This is a genomic window from Hyphomicrobium sp. D-2 (assembly GCF_029872155.1).
Classification (GTDB): Bacteria; Pseudomonadota; Alphaproteobacteria; order Rhizobiales; family Hyphomicrobiaceae; genus Hyphomicrobium_A.
On record NZ_JARXLA010000003.1, the window covers coordinates 474,332 to 494,340 of the forward strand.

Genomic DNA, 20,009 nt, shown 5'->3' on the forward strand with positions numbered 1-20,009 from the left:
GTTCATGTCTCAGCGCCCTCATGCAACAATATCGTCCAGCGATTTGGCCAGACAGATGAGACCGGGATAGGGATGGGTGCCGTAGGGCGCAATTTCCGCAAAACCGAAGCGGCGGTAAAGCCCGATCGCGCCCTGCATGTGCGGCAGGGTATCCAGTTTCATCTCGCGATAGCCGAGACTGGCAGCAGCCGAAAGAATGTGTTGCACCAGAACGGCGCCAAGCCCTGTGCCGCGCGATGCCGGCGCCACGTAAAGCCGCTTCATTTCGCACGATGCCGCCGATAGCTGCCGCAGCGCCACGCATCCCACAGTGGCACCGTCAGCAGCGCGGGCAATAAGCAGCGCGCCGGTCGGCGGAGCATAGACGCCCGGCAAGGTCGCCAGCTCCTGTTCGAACCCCTGCGCATCGAGATCGACGGGCAGCGATTGCGCGTAGGCGCGGAACAGCGCCGCGATGTCGTCAAGGTCGGCGGCCGAAGCGGGAAGGATCGAGCAGGTGTGCATGATCGCTTGCTATCACATGCTGCGGCGGCAAGAAAATCGGTGTAGTGAATACATAGGAATACGATCCGATACGGGGCGGCCATGCGCAGGCTTGGTGGCAGTGCGAATTTGACAGGCATGCTCGCGTTCATTGCATTGCTAGGGGCTGCAGCGCCAGCCTTGGCACAGGATGGCGGGTGTTTGCCTGCCAATGGGGAAGATCAGATCGCGCAGGGCCGCCTGACCGTCCGGGATGGCGCCATCATCCTGAAGTTGCCGAAGGCCGTATGCCTCGCAGGCGCGGACGAGGAAGATAACGTCGATGCCACCGACGAAATTCACGTGGCGCCCATAGATGAAGACATGCAGCAGGCGTTGACGGGGCTGGTCGGTCGCGACGTGCAGGTTCGCGGCACCATGATCCCGGCGCACACGCAGCACCATAAGGCGCCGATCGTTCTGATGCTGGAGGAAGTGGATCCGCTTTAGCGTCGCGCTGCCTGTACGCGGTCATCGCATCGGGCCCGTGCAACCATCGCCGCTCACATAAGCATCATCGCCGCTCACGCGGTGCGGCTGGTGCCGTCATAAAGATCGTAGCTCAGGCGCGGCTGGCAGAACGAAGCGCGGCAATCGACCAGCAGGCCGGTGCGGATAGCCTGCCGTCCAATCAGCATGCGGTAGGCCATGTGTTCGCGGTTGGCCAGCGTCACCTCGATCGGCCATTGCCGCCCGCCAATACTCAGGTGCGTGGAAATCACGTAACGCAGTTCGCTCACCCCGTTGGAGCTGACCACTTCGCGCCGGTCGAGAATGTCGGCCGAAGCCGGCACCTCCAGTTCGGGCGTTTCCGGGCAGGGGCGCACGTGGAACCGGACTCGCGGGCGCCGCGAGGTATCGAACGGCTCCAGCGAGTGCGTGTCGAGCGCCGACGTCTTGGCGCCGGTATCGATTTTCGCCTTCAGCGCAGGCAAGCCGAGGTCGGGCAGGGCAATCCATTCCTGCCATCCGACAATCAGACGTTTTGCGCTCGCGGACATGTGCGGGTCCAGACCGGCCAGAACCGACCTATTGTTACCGAATATTACGTCGCTGCCCAGTGGATCATTTATGCCGCTTGAGAGGCGGCGCCCAGGCAGAGAATATGTGGTGCGCCGTGGAGCAGTTGCCCGCTACGGGGGTAGGGAAGGAAAACAGATAATGGACAGCAAGAAGCTCGCTCTGTTTGCGCTTGGGATGGTTCTGTTCGGCAGCATCGTTTCGGGTGGCGTCGCCTTGGCCGCCGATCCCGCCCCGCCCGCCGAGCCCGGAACGGTTGAGGATGGCATGCCTTGGCCGCCCGATGGCGTCACCGATCCCAATGTCGAATATCCGACCGATGGCACGGATGGCATTTCCGATGGGGAGATGGCGGCCGAGCGCAATGGTGCGCGCAGCGAGGATCAATCGTCCGACGCCGACACCGATGACGTCCCTGCAGCCGACGACGATGCGGCGCCCGACCATGCGCCAGAGCGCCACACTCCGGACTGATGCGCGGTGGCGGCGCTGACGCAGCATGCCAATCGTGGCGATTGACCGGACTGCCGGACTTTTCTATTCCAGTCCCATGGCGAAACTGCCCATTGTCAAACTTCCGGACCCGATCTTGCGCAAGCCCTCAGCTTTGGTTGAGCGGGTTGATGATGAGACGCGTCAGCTTGCCGACGACATGCTTGAAACCATGTATGCCGCGCCCGGTGTCGGGCTGGCGGCTGTGCAGGTCGGCGTGTTACGGCGACTGGTGGTCATTGACGTTGCCGATGATGACGACAAGCCTCACCCGCTGGTTCTCATCAATCCGCAGATTGTCGACTTCGGCTCAAAGCTGCGTTTGCACGAAGAGGGCTGCCTTTCCATTCCCGATACGCTGGTCGAGATCGATCGCCCTTCCACATTGACGCTTAGCTATGTCGATCGTGACGGTAAGGCGCAGCAGCTTGAGGCCGATGGGCTGCTGGCGACGGCAATCCAGCACGAGGTTGACCACCTCGACGGCAAGCTCATCATCGATTTTCTTTCGTCGTTGAAGCGCAACATGATCGTGCGCCGCTTCAAGAAGCAGACGCGCCTCATAGACTGATCCGCTGTTGGCGTTGAGCGTCCGGTGTCACGTCAATTGCGATGCTGTTTTCAGTTCAGTTCTGCCCCTGGGTGTCGCCATGTCACTACGCATCATTTTCATGGGTACGCCCGAATTCGCCGTGCCGACGCTGGCGGAAATCGTCGGCGCTGGCCACGAAGTGGTGGCCGCTTATTCACAGCCGCCGCGCGCAGCGGGTCGGGGCATGGCGGAGCGGAAGTCGCCGGTGCAGGTTTTCGCCGAGGCCGCAGGCATTCCGGTGTTCACGCCGACGAGGTTGAGAGACGCCGATCAGCAGGCCATCTTTGCGGAACACAATGCCGATGCTGCGGTCGTCGTCGCCTACGGGCTGTTGCTGCCGCAACCCATTCTCGATGGCACCCGCCTTGGCTGCTACAACCTGCATCCGTCGATCCTGCCGCGCTGGCGCGGAGCGGCGCCCATTCAGCGCGCGGTGATGGCGGGCGATGCCGACACTGCGGCTACGATCATGCGCATGGAGGCGGGCCTCGACACCGGTCCGGTCTGCCTGGCTGAGCCGGTTGCCATTGCCGCCGATGAGACGGCGGGCGAGTTGCACGATGTGCTGGCGGCACGCGGCGCTTCGGCCATGGTGCGTGCGCTGGCTGCTTTGGAACGTGGTACGCTGGATTGCCAGCCACAGAGCGATGACGGCATTCTCTATGCTGACAAGATTGACAAGGCGGAGTCGCGTATCGACTTCGCACGCAGCGCGCGTGACGTGCACAATCTGATCCGGGGCATTTCGCCGTTTCCGGGAGCGTGGTTTGAAGTGGAGCGCGACGGCAAGCGGGAGCGGTTCAAGGTGCTGCGTTCCCAGTTGGTGGCGGGGCGTGGCGCGCCGGGTGAGGTGCTCGACGAAGCGCTGACGGTTGCCTGCGGTGATGGCGCGATCCGCATTGTCGAACTGCAGCGCGCGGGCAAGAAGCCGATGCCTGTTGTCGAGGTGTTGCGGGGCTTTCCCATCCCGCCGGGCACTCGACTTTAATCCAATCCAGACGGCCACTTATCACCCGATATTGACGTTAACCGTGAACAAAGGTTGACGAACCGTTAACGGGCGTTACTTATCGCTTTGATGGGTCTGCACGTTACGGAGAACAGTGTGATGCGTTTGTTTGTTGCCGGGGTATGCCTCGCCGCCAGCATGTCTCAGGCGAGCGCGCAGCAGGCGCACACCACGCGGATTGAGACGCGGCCTTACTACGGTGCGGTTGTCACAATCGAGCACGGCGTTCGCGTGTACCGGCCGGTGCCACCCACCCGTCATCTCATCATCAATCCGGATGGCGCCGCTGCGGTTGAACTCAATGTTGGAGCAGGCGTTTCCACCGGTAGCACCGCTGGCAATGTCGCCGCGCGCTGATTGCGCACGCCTTTCACCTCAGGTGAGACTTGAGGGCGATGCTGCATCACATTAGGGATTGAGGCGCGCAATCGGGCGCGCCTTTTTCATTTTGATCTGTCTATCGCTCTGACCATGCCTCGCTATCGCATCACTATTGAATACGACGGCACGTCGTTTCTCGGCTGGCAGCGCCAGGCCGATGGTGCGTCGGTGCAGGGTGCGCTCGAGGAGGCGGTGCGCCGCTTCACCGGCGAGAGCGTCACAGTGCACGGCGCTGGCCGCACCGATTCCGGCGTGCACGCGCTGGGGCAGGTTGCGCACTTCGATCTGCCAAAGGAGTGGGAGCCGTTCCGCGTCCGCGAGGCGATCAATTTTCACCTGCGTCCCGCAACCGTCGCCGTGCTGGAATGTGCGCGCGTGGTCGCTGATTTTGATGCGCGCCGCAGCGCCGTTGCGCGCCACTATCGCTATCGCATTCTATCGCGGCGCGCGCCGCCAACGCTGGAGCGCGATCACGTCTGGTGGCTGCCGATCGAGTTGGATGCGGATGCAATGCACGCGGCGGGGCAGGTTCTCATTGGTCATCACGATTTCACGACATTTCGCGCGTCGCAGTGTCAGGCGAAATCGCCGGTGAAAACGCTCGATCGCCTGCAAGTCTCGCGTTACGGCGAGGAGATTGTCATCGACGTTTCTGCGCGTTCGTTCCTGCACAATCAGGTGCGCTCGATGGTCGGCAGTCTCAAGTTGGTCGGTGAAGGCAAGTGGAACGCGCGCGATCTCAAGGCTGCGCTTGATGCCTGTGATCGCGCAGCATGTGGACCGGTCGCCGCCGCGCGCGGGCTTTACCTCACGCGCGTTGATTACCCATCGTGGTTGTGAAGCGCGCGCTCTCGCTGACTGCTTCCCACATTCAACGGGACAACAAAAAAGGCGGCCAACCGTTGCCGGGGCCGCCGTTGTTTTGTGTTCGCGGTAAGCGCGACGAACGATAACGCTGCGTGATCTTAAGCGATCATCGACAGGAATTCCTGACGTGTCACCGGGTTATCGCGGAAGCATCCGAGCATGCGCGACGTAACGAGGTCGGTGCCGGGCTTCATGATGCCGCGTGCCGTCATGCAGTGGTGTTCTGCCTTCAGCACCACGGCAACGCCCTGAGGCTGCAGCACCGATTCAATCGCGTTTGCGATCTGGGCGGTCATCTTTTCCTGGATCTGAAGCCGCTTGGCATACACCTCAACGACACGGGCCAGCTTCGAAATGCCGACGACGCGACCGCTGGGAATATAGGCAACCCACGCGCGGCCGATGATCGGCGCCATGTGATGCTCGCAGTGGCTTTCGAAGCGGATGCCTCGCAGCACGATCATTTCGTCGTAGCCTTCGGTTTCCTCGAAGGTCTTCGACAGGATCGCTTCCGGGTCTTCGTTGTAACCGCGGAAATATTCTTCATACGCGCGCGCCATGCGCTTGGGCGTTTCGTGGAGGCCGTCGCGGTCCGGGTTTTCACCCGTCCAGCGTAGAATGGTGCGGAATGCAGCCTCGACTTCAGAGCGGCTCGGGCGGTCGGATTGATCCATGGACGCGTCTTTTCTTGTGCTGAGTATATCTTGCGGAGAGATCGGCACCCCAAGGCACCCGTCGGATTGGGGCAGTTATGGGGACGCTGGACGCTCTAGGCAAGCCGCCCCGCCGCGGCAGCATAGCGCAAGGCCGCTTTTAGCAGGGAAAGTCGGCGCAATAGCTCCGCAATAACATCGCCTTGTGCGCTGCCAGAAGATGCTTGCCGATGAGCATCAATGAAGCTGTCACTGCGTTGGCTGATGCAACCTAATCCCTGAATTTGAAGTAGCGCCGGCTCGGGATGGAACCCTGTTCCTGACAACCGAACTCGGACTGGTGGCTCACCAGCTCCGATACTAATCAATCACTCATTAAAACGTTAGATGACTGATATTCAGATCGAGGCTGAGCCTGATTGTGCGCATGCTCAGACGTGCCCTCGCGTGGTTGAATCAAAACGCAGGGGTTTAAGTTTGAATACGGAACATAATCAATTTTATGCCGACGAAATAACGAAAAGAACAATGCTATTCAATTCAATTGTCGTTGTCCATCGAGCGGAACCTTAGGGGATTATCGGTAAGGTCGTTCTCATCGGACGGTGGTCGTTCGGGGCGCTTGGAAGACAGGCGTTCTAAGATTTGCAGGCAAAGTTTTGTGGAGTTGAAACGTCATGTCGACCTCTAAGATGATTGCGGTTCTCGCTGCTTCGGCCCTGGTTGGTCTGTTCTCTGTTTCGGCACAGGCTGAGTCGATCCCGCAGATGGAAGCCGAGCAGTTCAGCGGTTCTTCCAATCCCGACGTTGACGCTGGCGCTTCCCGCGGCGCGGATCGCTCGATCGTCGAGCAGGAGCAGAACCAGTTTGGCAACGACCCGGCCCCGGATCTTGGTCCTGAGCGCCAGTCGGATGGCGGTGAAGATCTGCCGGAAATGGAACAGCAGGGCATCCCGGGCGGCGACCGCTAATCGCGTTCCCGACAGGATCTCCCTCTCGGCCGTGCGGGTTCCCCTCCGCGCGGCCGTTTCTGTTTGGCGAGCCTTTGAAGCCAGAAGTCCGGGCAGATGGGCTATTGGTCAGGCGTCAAGCTAAATGACGGAGGGATAAGCGGCTTTTTGGCACTGACGAGCGAAAATTGCGCCGCTGGACAGCGAAAGGCACCGAATTGTTCCCCCGGTGCGCATTGTACCCCTTGCCATCGCGCGCTGCGCCGATTACACCGGGCTCGCTCTGAGCGACCGCAACACCAGCGGGCCGGGGCAATCCGGATGCTGCGGTAGCTCAGTGGTAGAGCACTCCCTTGGTAAGGGAGAGGCCGAGAGTTCAATCCTCTCTCGCAGCACCATTAAATCCCTGAATTCAGAAGATAATATCGCCCGAAAGCTGACGCGCTCAGGCGGCGTGGCGCATGATCACGATCTGCGTGTCGCCGTAGGTGCGGCGGTCAAGCTCGGTGAAGCCGGTCGGCGGGGTGAACGCGGTGTCGGCGCGTTCCTCGGCGATGATAATGGCGCCGCGCGTGAGCCAGCCGCCTTCAACCATCGAGGTCAGCGCCCGCTCGCCCAGCCCCTGGTCATAGGGGGATCAAGGAAGGCGAGGTTGAACGGCGCCATGGTGCCGACGGGGCCCAGGTCGGTCGCGTCACGACGGAAGATGCGGGTCACGCCGGTCAGCCCGAACTTCTCGATGTTGGTGCGGATCAACGCGCGCGATTGTGCATCGCTATCAACGAACAGGCAGAAGTTGGCGCCACGGGACAGTGCTTCAAGACCAAGCGCGCCGGTTCCGGCGAACAGGTCGATGACGCGGGCGCCCTCAAGCGTAAGCTCGGGAACGCCATGCGCCAAAATGTTGAATACGCTTTCCCTTACCCGATCCGCTGTTGGACGCACTGTGCCATCCTGCGGTCCTGTGATGGGACGACCGCGCAGCGTTCCGCCGACAATTCTCATGGTGTCTAGTCTGCCTTCTTGTTGCGCGCCTGGCGCTTTTCCCGCTCGGGATCAGCGGGTTTTCCGAGATCGAACTGCTCCGCCAGCCGTGGCCCAAGCTGATCGGCGAGGACGCGCCGACGAACAACCTCGGCCTCGCCGGGCTTGAGATCCAGCAGCTGGAACGGCCCGTAGGATATGCGGATCAGGCGGTTCACCTCCAGCCCCAGGTGGGCCAGGATGCGCCGCACTTCGCGGTTTTTGCCCTCGCGGATCGAGACGGTGAGCCAGGTGTTGGCGCCCTGTACGCTATCGACGGCGGCTTCAACCGGGCCGTAACGCACGCCCTCGATCTCGACGCCGTCCTTCAGGCGGTCCAGCAAATCCTGCGTCACCCGGCCATGCGCGCGGGCACGGTAGCGCCGCAGCCAGCCGGTGGAAGGCAGTTCCATGTAACGGGCGAGGCGGCCGTCGTTGGTCAGCAGCAACAGGCCCTCACTGTTGAAGTCGAGCCGGCCAATGGAAACGACACGCGGCAATTCCTCCGGCAGCGAGTCGAACACGGTAGGCCGCCCCTGCGGATCGGCGTGCGTGGTTACCAGCCCGCGCGGTTTGTAATAGCGCCAGAGCTGCGGCGGTTCGACGGCGGGCAGCGGCTGGCCGTCCACCAGCACTTTGTCTTTGGGCCCAACCTCGAACGCGGGTGTCGACAGCACGCGCCCGTTGACGCTGACGCGGCCTTCCTCGATCCAGCGCTCGGCGTCGCGGCGCGAGCACAGGCCCGCGCGGGCCATCGCTTTGGCGATGCGCACAGGACCATCGGCATTGAGCGCGGGGATCTCGGCTTCGGCGGCGGCTTGGCGCCTGATGGCTGGACTCAAGGACTTGCGCGCGCCCGATGCGGGGCGCGGCGGTCGATTGGACTGCGGGCGCGCGGACAGTGGACGCCCTTCGCGTTGGGGGCGAACGTTGCGCTGCGGCCTGTCCTCGGATTGCGGCCGGCCGGCCTCGTGTCGTGGGCGATCCTCACCCTGAGGCTGGGCGCGGTCATCGCGCTGGGAGCGGGCCGCGCGGTGCGCTGCGCCTGTGGGCTTCTGATAGTCTTCACGCTCGCGGCGAACGAACTTGCTGGCGGGGCGCTTTTCATCACGTCCGCCGTCGCGGCGCGCGTCAGGCCTGTCGTCGCGCCGCTCGCCGCGCTTTTCATCGCGCTGGGCGGCTTGTGGGCGTCTGTCGCCTTCGTCACGCCACCTCCGCTCAGGTGAGCCGGAAGCGCGTTCACGGCGAACGAACTTGCTCGCCGCGGGGCGCTTTTCATCGCGTCCGCCGTCGCGGCGCTCGTCGCGTCTGCCATCGCGCGGCTCTCCGCGCTTTTCATCGCGTCCGCCGACCCGGCGCTCATCGCGCCTGTCGTCGCGCCGCTCATCGCGATTTTCATCCCGCTGTCCGCGACGGCTTGCGCCATCCGGGCGGGCACCCTTGCCAGCTGGCTTGCCGCGTGGCGGCTTGGCGAAGTTTGGGCCTTTGCCCTTGGCGCCGGGCTTTCGCCCTCCGGTGGCTTCGCCGGGGCGTGCGCTCCGCGAGCCTGATGGCCGGGGCGCCTTACCGGCGGGCTTGCGAATACGGCGCTTTATTGGTTTGTCGGCAGACATGGATGTTTTCAACCGGGTTGGGATTGGAGCCCATATGGCACCGGAGCGCGTTGAGGGCCACATGTTGCGCGCTTTGCAGGAGGCGCAAGCCGCTGCGGAACGTGGAGAAGTGCCGGTTGGCGCGGTGGTGGCGGGCCCGGACGGGCAGTTGCTGGCCGCTGCGGGCAATCGCACCCGCGAGCTTTCCGATCCTACCGCACACGCCGAGATGCTGGTGATCCGGCAGGCGTGCGCGCTGTTGGGCTCGGAGCGGCTCATCAACTGCGATCTGTATGTGACGCTGGAACCGTGCCCGATGTGCGCGGCGGCGATCTCGTTCGCGCGCATCCGCCGGCTTTACTATGGCGCGTCCGATCCCAAGAGCGGCGGCGTGGAACAGGGGCCGCGTGTTTTCAATCAGCCGACCTGCCATCACGCGCCGGAGCTCTATCCGGGGATCGCCGAGCCTGAGGCCGCAGCGATACTGAAAGCGTTCTTCGCGGGGCGGCGCTGATCGCCTTACCGTTCGCGGGTGTGCGTGGAAATCAGTTCAACGCTTGCGTGGCGAGCGGGAAGGCGGCGGTGTCGACGGGCGCTCCGTTTCAGCCGGCGCCTGTTCGTCAACGGCAGGCAGTGTCTCGGCCTTCAGCAACCGCGCGAGCTGCGCCTTGACGCGTTCCTTCGCCGGTTCCGCCGCCGCCAGAATCTCCTCCAGCTTCATGAAGTCGAGGATCTGATAACGGCTGGTGCCCGCATCGATATAAAGATCCGGCTGGCTGTGACGCAGCTTCTCGCGAATGATCGTGCGCTCGAAGATGAAGTTGCAGGCGAACAGGGTTTCCCATGCTTTCGGCATCACGCGGTCGGGGCTGCGCGTCGGCGCGCCGCTGACGTCGACCGCGACAGTGAGGTCGGCGTCGCCAGCGATGAGATCGAACGGCAACGGATTGACTAGCCCGCCATCGATCAGCACGCGGCCTTCAACTTCCACGGGCTGGAAAATGATCGGCAGCGCCATGCTGGCGGCAACCGCGCGGCGCAACGGTCCGGAGCTGAAAACGACAGCTTCCTGCGCGTAAAAATCCGATGCGACGATCTTCAGCGGCGTCGTCAAATGATCGAAGTCGCGCGCGAATTGCGGCGGCAAAATCGTATCCAGCAGCTTTTCGGGTGAGAGAAAGGCGGGACGCGGTGCAAACGCGTTGAGGAAGCTGCCGGAGCTGCGAACGCGCGCGGCATAAAGATCGCGGACAAGGTCGATCTTCTTGTTCAGCACTTCGAAGGTGTGATTGCGGATCTGCTTGCCGCTGAGGCCGGAAGCATACGCCGCCGCGAACACCGCCCCGATGGATGTGCCGGCGATCACCTTTGGGCGGATGCCCATCTCATCGAATGCTTCAAGGATGGGAATATGCGCCAGACCGCGCGCACCGCCGCCACCAAGCGCAAGCGCGATTGAAGGCGCTGAGGAGCGGGTCTTGGCGCCGCCTATGGTTCGGACGGGAGTGTGCCGTTTGCTCATCAATGCCCTTGTGCGAACGCCGGTGACCGAAGCGGATAATTCAGAAGGTAACGCGGTACATTAGCACTCTAGAGACGAAATTTTGCGCCGTTACGCGGCGGCGAGGGTGCGCAATGCCGCACGTGCTCGCTCACTGCGATGTCTTCTCCCGCTCGACTGCGCGCCAGCCGATGTCCTTGCGATAAAATCCGCCCGGCCAGTCGATAGCGGCCGCTGCCTGATAGGCGCGCGCCTGCGCTTCGGCGACGGTATTGCCGATTGCCGTTACGTTCAGCACGCGGCCACCCGTTGCCAGCAGCCGGCCGCCATCGCGGCGCGTTCCGGCGTGGAAGATCTCGACGCCGTCAACCGCGGCGGCTTTCTCAACGCCGTTGATCTCGGTGCCGGTTTCGGGCGTCGCCGGATAGCCGTTTGCGGCCAGCACAACCGTCAGCGCGGCGTCGTCGTACCAACGCAGATCAAACGTATCGAGCACGCCATCGGTTGCGGCCAGCAGCGCCAGCAGCAGATCGGATTTCAACCGCAGCATCAGCACCTGCGTCTCCGGATCGCCGAAGCGCACGTTGTATTCGATGAGCTTGGGGCCATCGGCGGTGATCATCAGGCCTGCGAACAGCACGCCTTTGAACGGGATACCGCGAGCCTGCATCGCCGCGACGGTTGGGTTGATGATCTCATCCATGATGCGCGCCGACATTTCCGGCGTGACGACGGCGGCGGGCGAATAGGCGCCCATGCCACCCGTGTTAGGGCCGGTGTCGCCATCGCCGACGCGCTTGTGGTCCTGCGCGGCTGCAAGCGGCAGCGCGTTCTTGCCGTCGCACAGCGCGAAGAAGCTGGCCTCTTCGCCGACGAGAAATTCCTCGATCACCACTTCGCTGCCTGCAGCTCCAAACGCGCCTTCAAAGCAGGCTTCGATCGCAGCATCGGCTTCAGCGTGTGTTTCAGCAATGGTGACGCCCTTACCCGCTGCGAGGCCGTCAGCCTTCACAACGATGGGCAGCTTCTGCTGAGCGGCGTATGCCTTCGCGCTGGCGGCATCGGTAAAGCGGCCATAGGCCGCGGTGGGTATATTGAATTCGGCGCACAGATCCTTGGTGAAGCCCTTCGAGCCTTCAAGTTGCGCGGCGGCCTGCGAAGGTCCAAAACATTTGATGCCGGAGGTGGTGAGATCGTCAACCAGACCGGCGACAAGCGGTGCTTCCGGGCCGACGACAACAAGATCGATAGCGTTGTCCTTGCAGAAACGCATCACGGCCGTATGGTCGGCAACAGCGAGTGGCACACATTCGGCCACGTCCGCAATTCCGCCGTTGCCGGGCGCACAATAGAGATTCGACAACAGCGGGCTGGCGCTGAGCTTCCAGGCAAGGGCATGCTCGCGGCCGCCGGAGCCGATGAGGAGAACGTTCATCGATGCGTGTCTCTCGAAAGCAAGTGGACTAAGCAAGGGGACTGCTGGCGCCCGGCGGAACACCGAAGCGCGGTCTGATGTATCATCGAATCGGAATGCCACAAATGAGCACTCACGCGTGAGCGAACTGGACCTTAAATCTCAAGCCGGCGCAAACGTCGCCGAATTTACGGTTTCGGAGCTTTCCGGCGCCATCAAGCGCTCTTTAGAGGAAGGCTTCGGTCATGTGCGCCTGCGGGGCGAGATTTCCGGCTTCCGCGGGCCGCACGCGTCCGGCCACAGTTATTTTGCGCTGAAGGACGACCGTTCAAAGATTGAAGCTGTCATCTGGAAGATGACCTACTCCCGCCTCAAGGTTAAGCCCGAGGAAGGGATGGAGGTGATCGTTCAGGGCAAGGTGACGAGCTATCCGGGTTCGTCGAAATATCAGATCGTCATCGAAAGCCTGGAGCCGGCGGGGCTCGGCGCGCTGATGGCGCTGCTGGAAGAGCGCAAGCGCCGCTTCACCGCTGAAGGACTGTTCGCCGAGGAGCGCAAGCGCGCGCTGCCGTTTCTTCCGAGCCTCGTCGGCATCATCACGTCACCCACCGGCGCCGTCATCCGCGACATGTTGCACGGCTTCAACGAGCGCTTTCCGACGCGCGTGATGGTGTGGCCGGTGCGCGTGCAGGGCGGGACTTGCGCCGCTGAGGTTGCGAACGCGATTGCTGGCTTCAACCGGCTGACGGGCGGCGGGCCTATCGTGCGGCCCGACGTTCTCATCGTTGCGCGCGGTGGCGGCAGCCTTGAAGACCTGTGGGGCTTCAATGAAGAGATTGTCGTGCGCGCGGTTGCGGCCAGCGTTATCCCAGTCATTTCCGCTGTTGGGCACGAGACCGACTGGACATTGATCGATCTGGTCGCCGATGCGCGCGCGCCAACGCCAACTAAGGCCGCCGAATGGGCGGTGCCGAAGTTTTCCGACCTCGACGATACAACGCAAAGCCATGGTCGCCGCTTGAAGATTGCGGCGCGGCGCACGCTGGAACATTCGCGTTCCGATCTGAGAGCCGCTGCGCGTGGGTTGCCGCGCTTGCAGGATGTGCTGGCGCTGCCGCGTCAGCGGTTTGATGCATGCGACAAGCGTTTGGGCCGCGCGTTGCTGGCCAATACGCGGGCGCATCACACGCGATTTGCGCGTGTTTCGGCGCGGCTGCATCCCGGCCCGATATTGCATCGCATTGCCGTTGGCGCGGAGCGCGTCGGTGTGCAGCATGGCCGCGCCGGGCAGGCGTTGCGCAATCTGCTGCAGCGTCGGCGCCAGCGGCTGGAAGGCTTCGACAAGCTTCTGTCAACCTTGAGCTACCAGAGTGTGCTTCAGCGCGGGTTTGCGCTAGTGCGTGATGCCGATGGGCGGGCCGTGCGCTCCGTCGCGGATGCGCCAGTCGGGGCACGCCTTGAGGTGGAATTGCAGGATGGCCGCGTTGAAACCCGCGTGCTGGGTGATGCCCCCTCGGATACGGTGACCGAGAGCGTGGCTGTCGATACGGGCGGCAATGAAAGTGAACGCTCGTCGGAAGCGGCTGTGCCCGCGCAAGCCGCAGCGCCCGGGGTACGGCGTTCCCGCGTCCGCAAAAGCGATGACCAGGGCTCATTGTTCTGAATATTAACGCGGAACATTCGTAACTATTTGGGCGGTGCTTGACGTACCGCTGGCGATTGGCATTGTGAGCGGCTGATTTTTGAAACGCCGCTTTCGGCTACGTGCACATAAGGCCAGACTGGGCAGACAGAGACGCGTATGAACCGGATTGATAGATTTTTCGGCCTCACCACCGAAGCTAAGGTGAGATATTTCGGTGGTGAGTTTCAGGTGATCTCCCCTGGCGACTATGTGCTCTGCGCCGTCACCGGCGAGCAGATCATGCTGCCGGATCTGCGCTATTGGAGCGTAGAGTTGCAGGAGGCCTATTCCTCGCCGGATGCATCGATGAAGCGCTATCTCGAAACCCGCGTTAAGCCGGAGATCGACGGGCTTTAATTTAAGCGGCGCGCGTGGGGCGCTCGCTCACGCGCTGGGCAATGGTGGCCGCTGCCGGTGCGTTGAGGCCTTGATGGCATCATCGATCAGCGATTGCAGCGTGGGCATGTCCTGCTGCGCGATGCGCATTTCGATCGGCACCGTGCGAGACTTCTCCGCCAGTTCGATAAGCGCGGGATTGCCCTTCAGGCGCGCGAAATCCTTTTCCGTTGTCACCAGCAGTGCGTTCGACGCCGCCGCTTGCTCAAGCAGGCGCGCAGCTTCCGCAGCGGTGAACGGGTGATGGTCGGCGAACGACTGCGCATCGACCAAGTTGCCGCCAAGCTTTTCAAGCAGGCGATAGAACCGGCGCGGATTGGCAATGCCGGCGAATGCCAGCAGCGGCTGTTGTGCAATCCAGGCGGTCTCGCCGCTGGCGGTTACATGCGCTTCCAGCACCGGGCCGGGAAAACCATCGCGCAGAATTGCGTTGATGCCCGACGTTGGCGTTTTGTCTGGGGGATCGCGGACGACGATCAAATCCGCAAGACCGATCTGGAAATCGAACGGAGCGCGCAGCGGTCCGGCCGGAATGACCTCGCCGTTGCCGATGCCGCGCTTGCCGTCGATCAGCGCGATGGAGAGGTTTTTGGCGATTGCCGGGTTCTGCAGTCCATCGTCCATGACCACGGCGGTGAACGGGCGCGGATCGTTCTCGATTGCTATAACGCCTGCGCGTCGGTCACGCGCGATCATGGTCGGAGCGACGGCGGCCAGCAGCAGCGGCTCATCGCCGTAACGGCGTGCAGCGTCAGTCACGTTCTCAACCCATGCGGGGCCACGCGTTTTGCCGCCGAAACCGCGGGTGAGAAAAACGGGCCGTTCGCCACGGTCGAGCAGCATGCGCGCGATGGCGAGCGAGAGCGGTGTCTTGCCGGTGCCGCCGGCGGTGAAGTTGCCAACACAGATGACGGGCAGGCGCGAACGATACGGCTGCTGGCGATAATAGCGGCGCTCGGCGATCCAGCCGTACAGCCAGCTTACCGGTGTCAGCAGGCGGCGGCGCACGTCATCGGGCTTCGCGTACCACCAGACCGGTTCCTCAAGAGGCACGCTTCAGTCCCCCATCGGGGAGGTATTGCAACAGCGCTTCAACCGTGATGTCGAGCGCGCCGGAAAGCGTTGCCAGCGCCTGTTCGGCGCCGGACTGCATGCGTTGCAGCTCGACCGGATTTTCGAACAGGGTGGCAACCTTTTCCGCCAGATCCGCACCGGACTGAACCTCAACGGCGCCCTTGTGCTGCAGCAGCGCCTGATAGGCGTCGGGGAAGTTCTGCCAGTTGGGGCCAGTAAGTACGGCTGCACCGTGGCGCACGGCTTCGATGGGGTTCTGCCCACCCCGCTGCACCAGCGAGCCACCGATATACGCCAACGGCGTCAGGGCATAAAGCGTGCCTAGTTCGCCGATGGTGTCGGCGATGTAGATGTCGGTGCGGTCGTCCGGCAGTTCGCCCAGTGAGCGCTGGGCGACACGGAAGCCGAGGTTTTTCAGCATTTCCGACAACGGCGTGCCGCGCTCGGGATGACGCGGGGCGATGATGGTGCACAGCTTCTCGAACTTGCGGACCAGCGCGCGATGGGCGGCGGCGATCTCTTCCTCTTCGCCCGGGTGAGTGCTGGCCGCGACAAGAACTTCGCGGCTGCCAAGCGCCGCCTTGAGGCGCTGCAACTCAGCATCGTCGACCGGCGGCGGTGGCAGATCTATTTTCAGATTGCCAGCCGGAATGACCGTGCGCGCACCAAGCCCGGTGAAGCCAAGCGCCATGCGCTCATTCTGCGCTAAGATGACGTTGAAACGACTGAACAGCGGCACGGCGGTGGTGCGGTTACGCTCCCAGCGGCGGCGGCTGCGGTGCGAGAGGCGACCGTTGACGAGCGCCATGGGAATGCTGCGCGCCGACGTTTCCAGGATAAGCGAGGGCCAGATCTCCGATTCCGTGAAAACGGCGAGATCGGGCTTCCAGTGATCTAGGAAGCGGCCCGCATACTGGGGCGCATCCAGCGGCACATACTGGTGCAGCGCATTAGGGCCAAGACGGCGCTCGGCCAAACCGGCCGATGTCACCGTGCCGGTTGTCAGCAGAAAGCTGAGATCGGGCCGGGCAGCGGACAGCGCGTCCATCAGCGGCAGAATGGCGTTGGTCTCGCCGACACTGGCCGCGTGTATCCAGCACAGCGTTCCCGCAGGGCGCGCAGTGGAAGCTACGCCCAGACGCTCGCCACGACGCCGTGGATCTTCCTTGCCGCTGCGTTCGCGTACCTTGAGCAGCACCGGCGCCAGCGGCCGCAGCAGCGTCATCGCCGTGCGATAGGTCTTCAGGCGGAAGTCGGGCGCTGCCGGCGGAGCGGTCGGGTCGCTGGTCGGTGGAGATGCGCGATCAAGATTGGCACCCGCCATGGCATAGGCCCTCGCAGTCACGGCATTGAGGCTGGTCTCAAGCTCAAGGCGCAAGGCCTCCAGCTCAGCTTCGCCCGCGTCGGCCGGGACATGAATAGGATCGCCAGCCACATACACCAGCTTGGAGCGGGGAAGATTGATTGTCATCCGGCTCCACGTGTTCAGCGACAGAAAACGCGACGTTGCCGCAGCGCAGGGCACGATAGGGCGGCCCGAGAGGCCGGCGATCATGATGATACCGATGCCGGCCCGGCGCGCTGGGCCGGGTGGCACATCGGCGGTCATGACGAGGGAATAACCGTCGTTCAGAGCCCGCACCGATTGCCGCAGCGCATAGGCTCCGCCCCGGTCCTTGCGGCGCACGCCGGCGCCTGCGCCGCGGATCAGCTCAACGCCGAGGCGAGACATTGCTTCACCAATGAGTTCCGCGTCGCCATGGCGGGCTACCATGGCCGCAACTTTCGTTTCTTCCGAGGGGCGAAATCCTGACGTGAGCATGAATTGCCCATGCCAAACCGCGACAATCAGCGGGTGATCGGCGGCCAGACGCTCCAGCGCGTCGGCAGGTTCATAGGTGGTGCGTGATGAGCGCTGAACCAGCGTAATTACGCGCGCCAGCGTGCCGCCAACGAAGCGATTAAGCCTGATTTTCATCGCGGGCGAACGTGCCATCCTCGAAGGGTACCTCGGCGCCAGGTCGCCTCGATGGGCAATGGTTCTGGGTGAACCACTTGCAGGTGGTTCCTATAGCTAATATCTAGCATTAGCAAACCGGGTCGTGGGGCGCATACCGTGATTTTTTATCGGTTTGCTGTGTACGCCGCCCGCTCCCTCCACCTCTCAAAATCAGCGGACTTTGATGGCAGGACTGGTGAAGCGGGCAAAACGCTCATGGCGACGCGCCGGGCGAAAATTTACCCGCAGTGTGGCTGACGCGCTGCCGCCGGGCCCTCGCCGGGTCCTGTCGGCGCCTGCCGCCTATATGAGCATGCTGTTTGTCGATCACGGCATATTTCGCATAGCGTATCTCAACGCACATCGTCTGTCTGGCAAAACCTGGCGTGCCGCTCAGCCAGCGCCGCATCAGATCCGCCGGTTCGCGCGCAAGGGTGTGCGCACGATCGTCAATCTGCGCGGTGCCCGTGAGTGCGGCAGCTACTGGCTGGAAACGCGGGCCTGCGAACAGGCGGGCGTGAAGCTTGTCAATTTTCAGGTGCGTTCGCGCGCCGCGCCCAGTCTTGAAGAGCTGAAGGGCGCTGCCCGCCTTTTCAACGAAATCGAATATCCCGCGCTGCTGCATTGCAAGTCGGGCGCTGACCGGGCCGGGCTGATGAGTGTCCTCTATCAGCACCTGCATGAAGGCGTGCCGATGGAGGAGGCCAAGAAGCAGCTTTCGCTGAAGTTCGGCCATATCCGGCAGGCGCAGACCGGCATTCTCGATTACTTCTTTGAGCGCTATCTGGCGGACACTGCTGAAACCCCAATGGATTTCTTCACGTGGGTCGACACCGTCTACGATCCAGATGAACTGAAAGCTTCGTTTCAGGCCAAGGGCTGGGCCAACCGGCTGGTCGATTCAATTCTGCGCCGCGAATAGCGCGGGCGGTGTTGGGATCCGCGCACCGGCGGCCGGCTCCCTGAAAGGGAGTCGCCGGTGCGAAAAAGAGCCGCCGGTGTGAGAAAGATCAGACGGGTTCGCGTACGTTCTCTGTGTCGGTCGGTGTCGCTACCAGTGCCTGCGAGCGCACAAGCCGCGCGTAATGGCCGTCAAGACCAAGCAATTCCATGTGCGTGCCGGTTTCGACAATCTGCCCATCCTCCATCACGCAAATGATGTCGGCGTTCTGAACGGTGGACAGCCGGTGCGCGATGACCAGCGTGGTACGGTTGCGGGTAAAGCGGGCTAGCGCTTCCTGCACAAGCCGCTCCGATTCCGTATCGAGCGCGCTGGTCGCTTCGTCGAGCAGCAGGATCGGCGCATTCTTCAGGATGGCACGGGCAAGCGCGAGGCGCTGACGCTGGCCGCCGGAAAGCCGCAGCCCGCGGTCGCCGATCTCGGTGGAATAGCCATCGGGTTGGGTCAGAATGAACTCATGCGCCGCCGCCGCTTTCGCTGCTTCGGCGATGTCGTCCATCCCTGCGCCGAGGCGTCCGAGCGCGATGTTGGCCGCGATGGTGTCGTCGAACAGCGTTACGTCCTGCGAGACGATGGAAATGCCGTCGCGCAACGATTGAAGGGTGACGTCGCGAATGTCGTGCCCATCGATGGCGATGGAGCCGGATTCGACATCGAACAGGCGCGGCACCAGATTGAGCACCGTCGATTTGCCTGCACCGGAGCGGCCGACCAGTGCCACCGTCGCACCGCCGGGAATGTCGAGCGTGAAGTTGCTGACCGCCTGCGCACCGCTGCCTGCGTATCCGAAGCCAACGTTTCGGAACGAGATGGCGGCCTTGCTGATCGCAAGCGGCTTGGCGTCAGCCTTGTCGACGATGGTCGGCTTTTCGTCGACCAGCTCATAGTAGCTTTCAGCGGCGGCGAGGCCCTCATTGATGCGGCCGGAAAGTGTGCCGAGGGCGCGGATGGGCTGGGAAGCCATCAGCAGCGCGGTGATGAAGCCCATGAAATCGCCAACCGTCGAGATGCCATTGGCGATGCGCCAGTAGGCGAGCGCAATAACACCGGCAATGGCCAGACCGCCAAGCGCCTCCAGCAGCGGATCAATGCGGGCGCGGTTGATGACGGCCTTCATCTTCAGATTGAAAACGTGCTCGAAGCTCTTGTTGAGCTGATCCGAAGCGTAGTTTTCAAGCTGGTAGGATTTGATCAGCCGGGCGCTGGACAGCTTCTCGGTGAGCAGCGAAGTCATGTCACCCAGTTCGTTCTGGGTCTGCTTGGCGACGCGGCGCAGCTTCTGGCTGAGATTGGCGACCGGCAGTGCGGCGATCGGATAAACGCACAGCACGATCAGCGACATCATCCAGTCGAGATAGATCATCGATGCAACGAGTGCGACGATCATCAGCGCATCGCGCACGGCAGTGTTCAGCGCGGCCTGCACGGCCGTTTGCACAAAGCCGATATCGTTGGTCAGCTTGGAAACCAGCCGACCCGGTGTTTCGCGCGACAGGCGGCCGAAATCGGACGTCATGAGATGCGCAAAGCCGACGCGCTGCATGTCCGTGGTCATGCGCATGACGACGCGGTTGGTCTGTACCGTTTGCAGGTACAGCAGCAGGCTACGCAGCATCGTGGCGCCGATGATCGCGCCAAGCACGATGCCGAGCGAGCCCGTCTCCTCCGCCATCAACATGTCGAAGGACGCTTTGATGATCATCGGATAGGCGCCGGTGATGGCCGCGAGCAATGCGGTCAGGCCGAAGGCGACAGCCAACTGACGCCAGCGCGGCGCAATCCATTCGCGTGTGAACCGCTTCAGCAGTCCCCGCTTCTGTGCGTTGAGGGAAAGGTTTTTGCTGGCGGGCTTTGGCGGGGCCGGCGCTACCGATGCCAC

The 20,009-nt window shown here is 62.9% G+C and carries 20 protein-coding genes, 1 tRNA gene and 1 pseudogene; 12 read left to right on the forward strand and 10 right to left on the reverse strand.

All coding sequences use genetic code 11. From position 1 onward, the window contains the following. Positions 1-18: 18 nt before the first annotated feature. Positions 19-504 (reverse strand): GNAT family N-acetyltransferase, encoded by a 486-nt coding sequence (locus tag QEZ49_RS08060; RefSeq protein WP_280385819.1) that lies wholly within the window; start codon positions 502-504, stop codon positions 19-21. Positions 505-684: 180 nt separating this feature from the next. On the opposite strand from QEZ49_RS08060, the gene QEZ49_RS08065 reads away from it, so the two are divergent. After that, on the forward strand, positions 685-972 hold the full coding sequence (locus tag QEZ49_RS08065; RefSeq protein WP_280385821.1) for a DUF4431 domain-containing protein: 288 nt from the start codon (positions 685-687) through the stop codon (positions 970-972). 74 nt (positions 973-1,046) lie between these two features. On the opposite strand, the gene QEZ49_RS08070 is transcribed toward QEZ49_RS08065, so the two are convergent. Continuing rightward, positions 1,047-1,523, reverse strand: coding sequence for a RimK/LysX family protein (locus QEZ49_RS08070; RefSeq protein ID WP_280385823.1), 477 nt, complete (start codon positions 1,521-1,523; stop codon positions 1,047-1,049). 160 nt (positions 1,524-1,683) lie between these two features. On the opposite strand from QEZ49_RS08070, the gene QEZ49_RS08075 reads away from it, so the two are divergent. The 5 genes from QEZ49_RS08075 (at position 1,684) to truA (ending at position 4,856) form a co-directional block, all read left to right on the forward strand. Beyond that, the gene (locus QEZ49_RS08075; RefSeq protein ID WP_280385825.1) at positions 1,684-2,016 is read left to right on the forward strand and encodes a hypothetical protein; all 333 of its coding nucleotides are present in this window, start codon (positions 1,684-1,686) and stop codon (positions 2,014-2,016) included. A gap of 76 nt (positions 2,017-2,092) precedes the next feature. Continuing rightward, positions 2,093-2,605, forward strand: coding sequence for a peptide deformylase (def, locus tag QEZ49_RS08080; RefSeq protein WP_280386012.1), 513 nt, complete (start codon positions 2,093-2,095; stop codon positions 2,603-2,605). Between the two features lie 79 nt (positions 2,606-2,684). Continuing rightward, positions 2,685-3,614 carry a methionyl-tRNA formyltransferase gene (fmt, locus tag QEZ49_RS08085; protein ID WP_280385827.1) on the forward strand — a complete coding sequence of 310 codons (930 nt, stop codon included), beginning with the start codon at positions 2,685-2,687 and terminating at the stop codon, positions 3,612-3,614. A gap of 120 nt (positions 3,615-3,734) precedes the next feature. Beyond that, entirely contained in the window at positions 3,735-3,992 is a 258-nt protein-coding gene (locus tag QEZ49_RS08090; RefSeq protein WP_280385829.1) for a hypothetical protein, read from the forward strand. Between the two features lie 114 nt (positions 3,993-4,106). Continuing rightward, positions 4,107-4,856: a tRNA pseudouridine(38-40) synthase TruA gene (truA, locus tag QEZ49_RS08095; protein ID WP_280385831.1), complete on the forward strand. Its 750-nt coding sequence runs from the start codon at positions 4,107-4,109 to the stop codon at positions 4,854-4,856. Between the two features lie 125 nt (positions 4,857-4,981). Here the strand turns inward: truA and folE are convergent, their stop codons facing one another. Continuing rightward, positions 4,982-5,557 (reverse strand): GTP cyclohydrolase I FolE, encoded by a 576-nt coding sequence (gene folE, locus QEZ49_RS08100; RefSeq protein ID WP_068460947.1) that lies wholly within the window; start codon positions 5,555-5,557, stop codon positions 4,982-4,984. Between the two features lie 656 nt (positions 5,558-6,213). Between folE and QEZ49_RS08105 the strand changes: the two genes are divergently transcribed. Both QEZ49_RS08105 and QEZ49_RS08110 read left to right on the forward strand, forming a co-directional pair. Continuing rightward, positions 6,214-6,507: a hypothetical protein gene (locus QEZ49_RS08105; protein WP_280385833.1), complete on the forward strand. Its 294-nt coding sequence runs from the start codon at positions 6,214-6,216 to the stop codon at positions 6,505-6,507. Positions 6,508-6,809: 302 nt separating this feature from the next. Then, a tRNA-Thr gene (locus tag QEZ49_RS08110) sits at positions 6,810-6,884 on the forward strand. Positions 6,885-6,931: 47 nt separating this feature from the next. Here QEZ49_RS08110 and rsmD read toward each other — a convergent pair. Further along, a pseudogene (gene rsmD, locus QEZ49_RS08115) lies at positions 6,932-7,491 on the reverse strand (16S rRNA (guanine(966)-N(2))-methyltransferase RsmD). 5 nt (positions 7,492-7,496) lie between these two features. Further along, the gene (locus QEZ49_RS08120; protein WP_280385835.1) at positions 7,497-9,122 is read right to left on the reverse strand and encodes a pseudouridine synthase; all 1,626 of its coding nucleotides are present in this window, start codon (positions 9,120-9,122) and stop codon (positions 7,497-7,499) included. A 34-nt stretch (positions 9,123-9,156) separates the two neighbouring features. Between QEZ49_RS08120 and QEZ49_RS08125 the strand changes: the two genes are divergently transcribed. Next, positions 9,157-9,615, forward strand: coding sequence for a nucleoside deaminase (locus QEZ49_RS08125; protein WP_280385837.1), 459 nt, complete (start codon positions 9,157-9,159; stop codon positions 9,613-9,615). Between the two features lie 36 nt (positions 9,616-9,651). Here the strand turns inward: QEZ49_RS08125 and QEZ49_RS08130 are convergent, their stop codons facing one another. Both QEZ49_RS08130 and purD read right to left on the reverse strand, forming a co-directional pair. Beyond that, on the reverse strand, positions 9,652-10,623 hold the full coding sequence (locus QEZ49_RS08130; RefSeq protein ID WP_280385839.1) for a patatin-like phospholipase family protein: 972 nt from the start codon (positions 10,621-10,623) through the stop codon (positions 9,652-9,654). A 130-nt stretch (positions 10,624-10,753) separates the two neighbouring features. Further along, positions 10,754-12,037: a phosphoribosylamine--glycine ligase gene (gene purD / locus QEZ49_RS08135; RefSeq protein WP_280385841.1), complete on the reverse strand. Its 1,284-nt coding sequence runs from the start codon at positions 12,035-12,037 to the stop codon at positions 10,754-10,756. A 127-nt stretch (positions 12,038-12,164) separates the two neighbouring features. On the opposite strand from purD, the gene xseA reads away from it, so the two are divergent. Then, the gene (gene xseA / locus QEZ49_RS08140; protein WP_280386014.1) at positions 12,165-13,679 is read left to right on the forward strand and encodes an exodeoxyribonuclease VII large subunit; all 1,515 of its coding nucleotides are present in this window, start codon (positions 12,165-12,167) and stop codon (positions 13,677-13,679) included. 138 nt (positions 13,680-13,817) lie between these two features. Next, complete coding sequence (locus tag QEZ49_RS08145) at positions 13,818-14,057, forward strand: DUF2093 domain-containing protein (RefSeq protein ID WP_280385843.1); 240 nt, start codon at positions 13,818-13,820, stop codon at positions 14,055-14,057. Between the two features lie 27 nt (positions 14,058-14,084). Here the strand turns inward: QEZ49_RS08145 and lpxK are convergent, their stop codons facing one another. Further along, positions 14,085-15,149 (reverse strand): tetraacyldisaccharide 4'-kinase, encoded by a 1,065-nt coding sequence (gene lpxK / locus QEZ49_RS08150; RefSeq protein WP_280385845.1) that lies wholly within the window; start codon positions 15,147-15,149, stop codon positions 14,085-14,087. Then, positions 15,139-17,148 carry a glycosyltransferase N-terminal domain-containing protein gene (locus tag QEZ49_RS08155; protein ID WP_280385847.1) on the reverse strand — a complete coding sequence of 670 codons (2,010 nt, stop codon included), beginning with the start codon at positions 17,146-17,148 and terminating at the stop codon, positions 15,139-15,141. The genes lpxK and QEZ49_RS08155 overlap by 11 nt, the downstream gene beginning before the upstream one ends. A 328-nt stretch (positions 17,149-17,476) precedes the next feature. On the opposite strand from QEZ49_RS08155, the gene QEZ49_RS08160 reads away from it, so the two are divergent. Further along, positions 17,477-18,091: a tyrosine-protein phosphatase gene (locus QEZ49_RS08160; protein ID WP_280385849.1), complete on the forward strand. Its 615-nt coding sequence runs from the start codon at positions 17,477-17,479 to the stop codon at positions 18,089-18,091. Between the two features lie 88 nt (positions 18,092-18,179). Here the strand turns inward: QEZ49_RS08160 and QEZ49_RS08165 are convergent, their stop codons facing one another. Continuing rightward, positions 18,180-20,009, reverse strand: coding sequence for an ABC transporter transmembrane domain-containing protein (locus tag QEZ49_RS08165; protein ID WP_280385851.1), 1,830 nt, complete (start codon positions 20,007-20,009; stop codon positions 18,180-18,182).

Bases quoted from the DNA above. Each gene is read 5' to 3' on its own strand.
- QEZ49_RS08060 (WP_280385819.1), bottom strand. From the start codon at position 504: ATGCACACCTGCTCGATCCTTCCCGCTTCGGCCGCCGACCTTGACGAC.
- QEZ49_RS08070 (WP_280385823.1), bottom strand. From the start codon at position 1,523: ATGTCCGCGAGCGCAAAACGTCTGATTGTCGGATGGCAGGAATGGATT.
- QEZ49_RS08075 (WP_280385825.1), top strand. From the start codon at position 1,684: ATGGACAGCAAGAAGCTCGCTCTGTTTGCGCTTGGGATGGTTCTGTTC.
- def (WP_280386012.1), top strand. From the start codon at position 2,093: ATGGCGAAACTGCCCATTGTCAAACTTCCGGACCCGATCTTGCGCAAG.
- fmt (WP_280385827.1), top strand. From the start codon at position 2,685: ATGTCACTACGCATCATTTTCATGGGTACGCCCGAATTCGCCGTGCCG.
- QEZ49_RS08090 (WP_280385829.1), top strand. From the start codon at position 3,735: ATGCGTTTGTTTGTTGCCGGGGTATGCCTCGCCGCCAGCATGTCTCAG.
- truA (WP_280385831.1), top strand. From the start codon at position 4,107: ATGCCTCGCTATCGCATCACTATTGAATACGACGGCACGTCGTTTCTC.
- folE (WP_068460947.1), bottom strand. From the start codon at position 5,557: ATGGATCAATCCGACCGCCCGAGCCGCTCTGAAGTCGAGGCTGCATTC.
- QEZ49_RS08105 (WP_280385833.1), top strand. From the start codon at position 6,214: ATGTCGACCTCTAAGATGATTGCGGTTCTCGCTGCTTCGGCCCTGGTT.
- QEZ49_RS08120 (WP_280385835.1), bottom strand. From the start codon at position 9,122: ATGTCTGCCGACAAACCAATAAAGCGCCGTATTCGCAAGCCCGCCGGT.
- QEZ49_RS08125 (WP_280385837.1), top strand. From the start codon at position 9,157: ATGGCACCGGAGCGCGTTGAGGGCCACATGTTGCGCGCTTTGCAGGAG.
- QEZ49_RS08130 (WP_280385839.1), bottom strand. From the start codon at position 10,623: ATGAGCAAACGGCACACTCCCGTCCGAACCATAGGCGGCGCCAAGACC.
- purD (WP_280385841.1), bottom strand. From the start codon at position 12,037: ATGAACGTTCTCCTCATCGGCTCCGGCGGCCGCGAGCATGCCCTTGCC.
- QEZ49_RS08145 (WP_280385843.1), top strand. From the start codon at position 13,818: ATGAACCGGATTGATAGATTTTTCGGCCTCACCACCGAAGCTAAGGTG.
- QEZ49_RS08155 (WP_280385847.1), bottom strand. From the start codon at position 17,148: ATGAAAATCAGGCTTAATCGCTTCGTTGGCGGCACGCTGGCGCGCGTA.
- QEZ49_RS08160 (WP_280385849.1), top strand. From the start codon at position 17,477: ATGAGCATGCTGTTTGTCGATCACGGCATATTTCGCATAGCGTATCTC.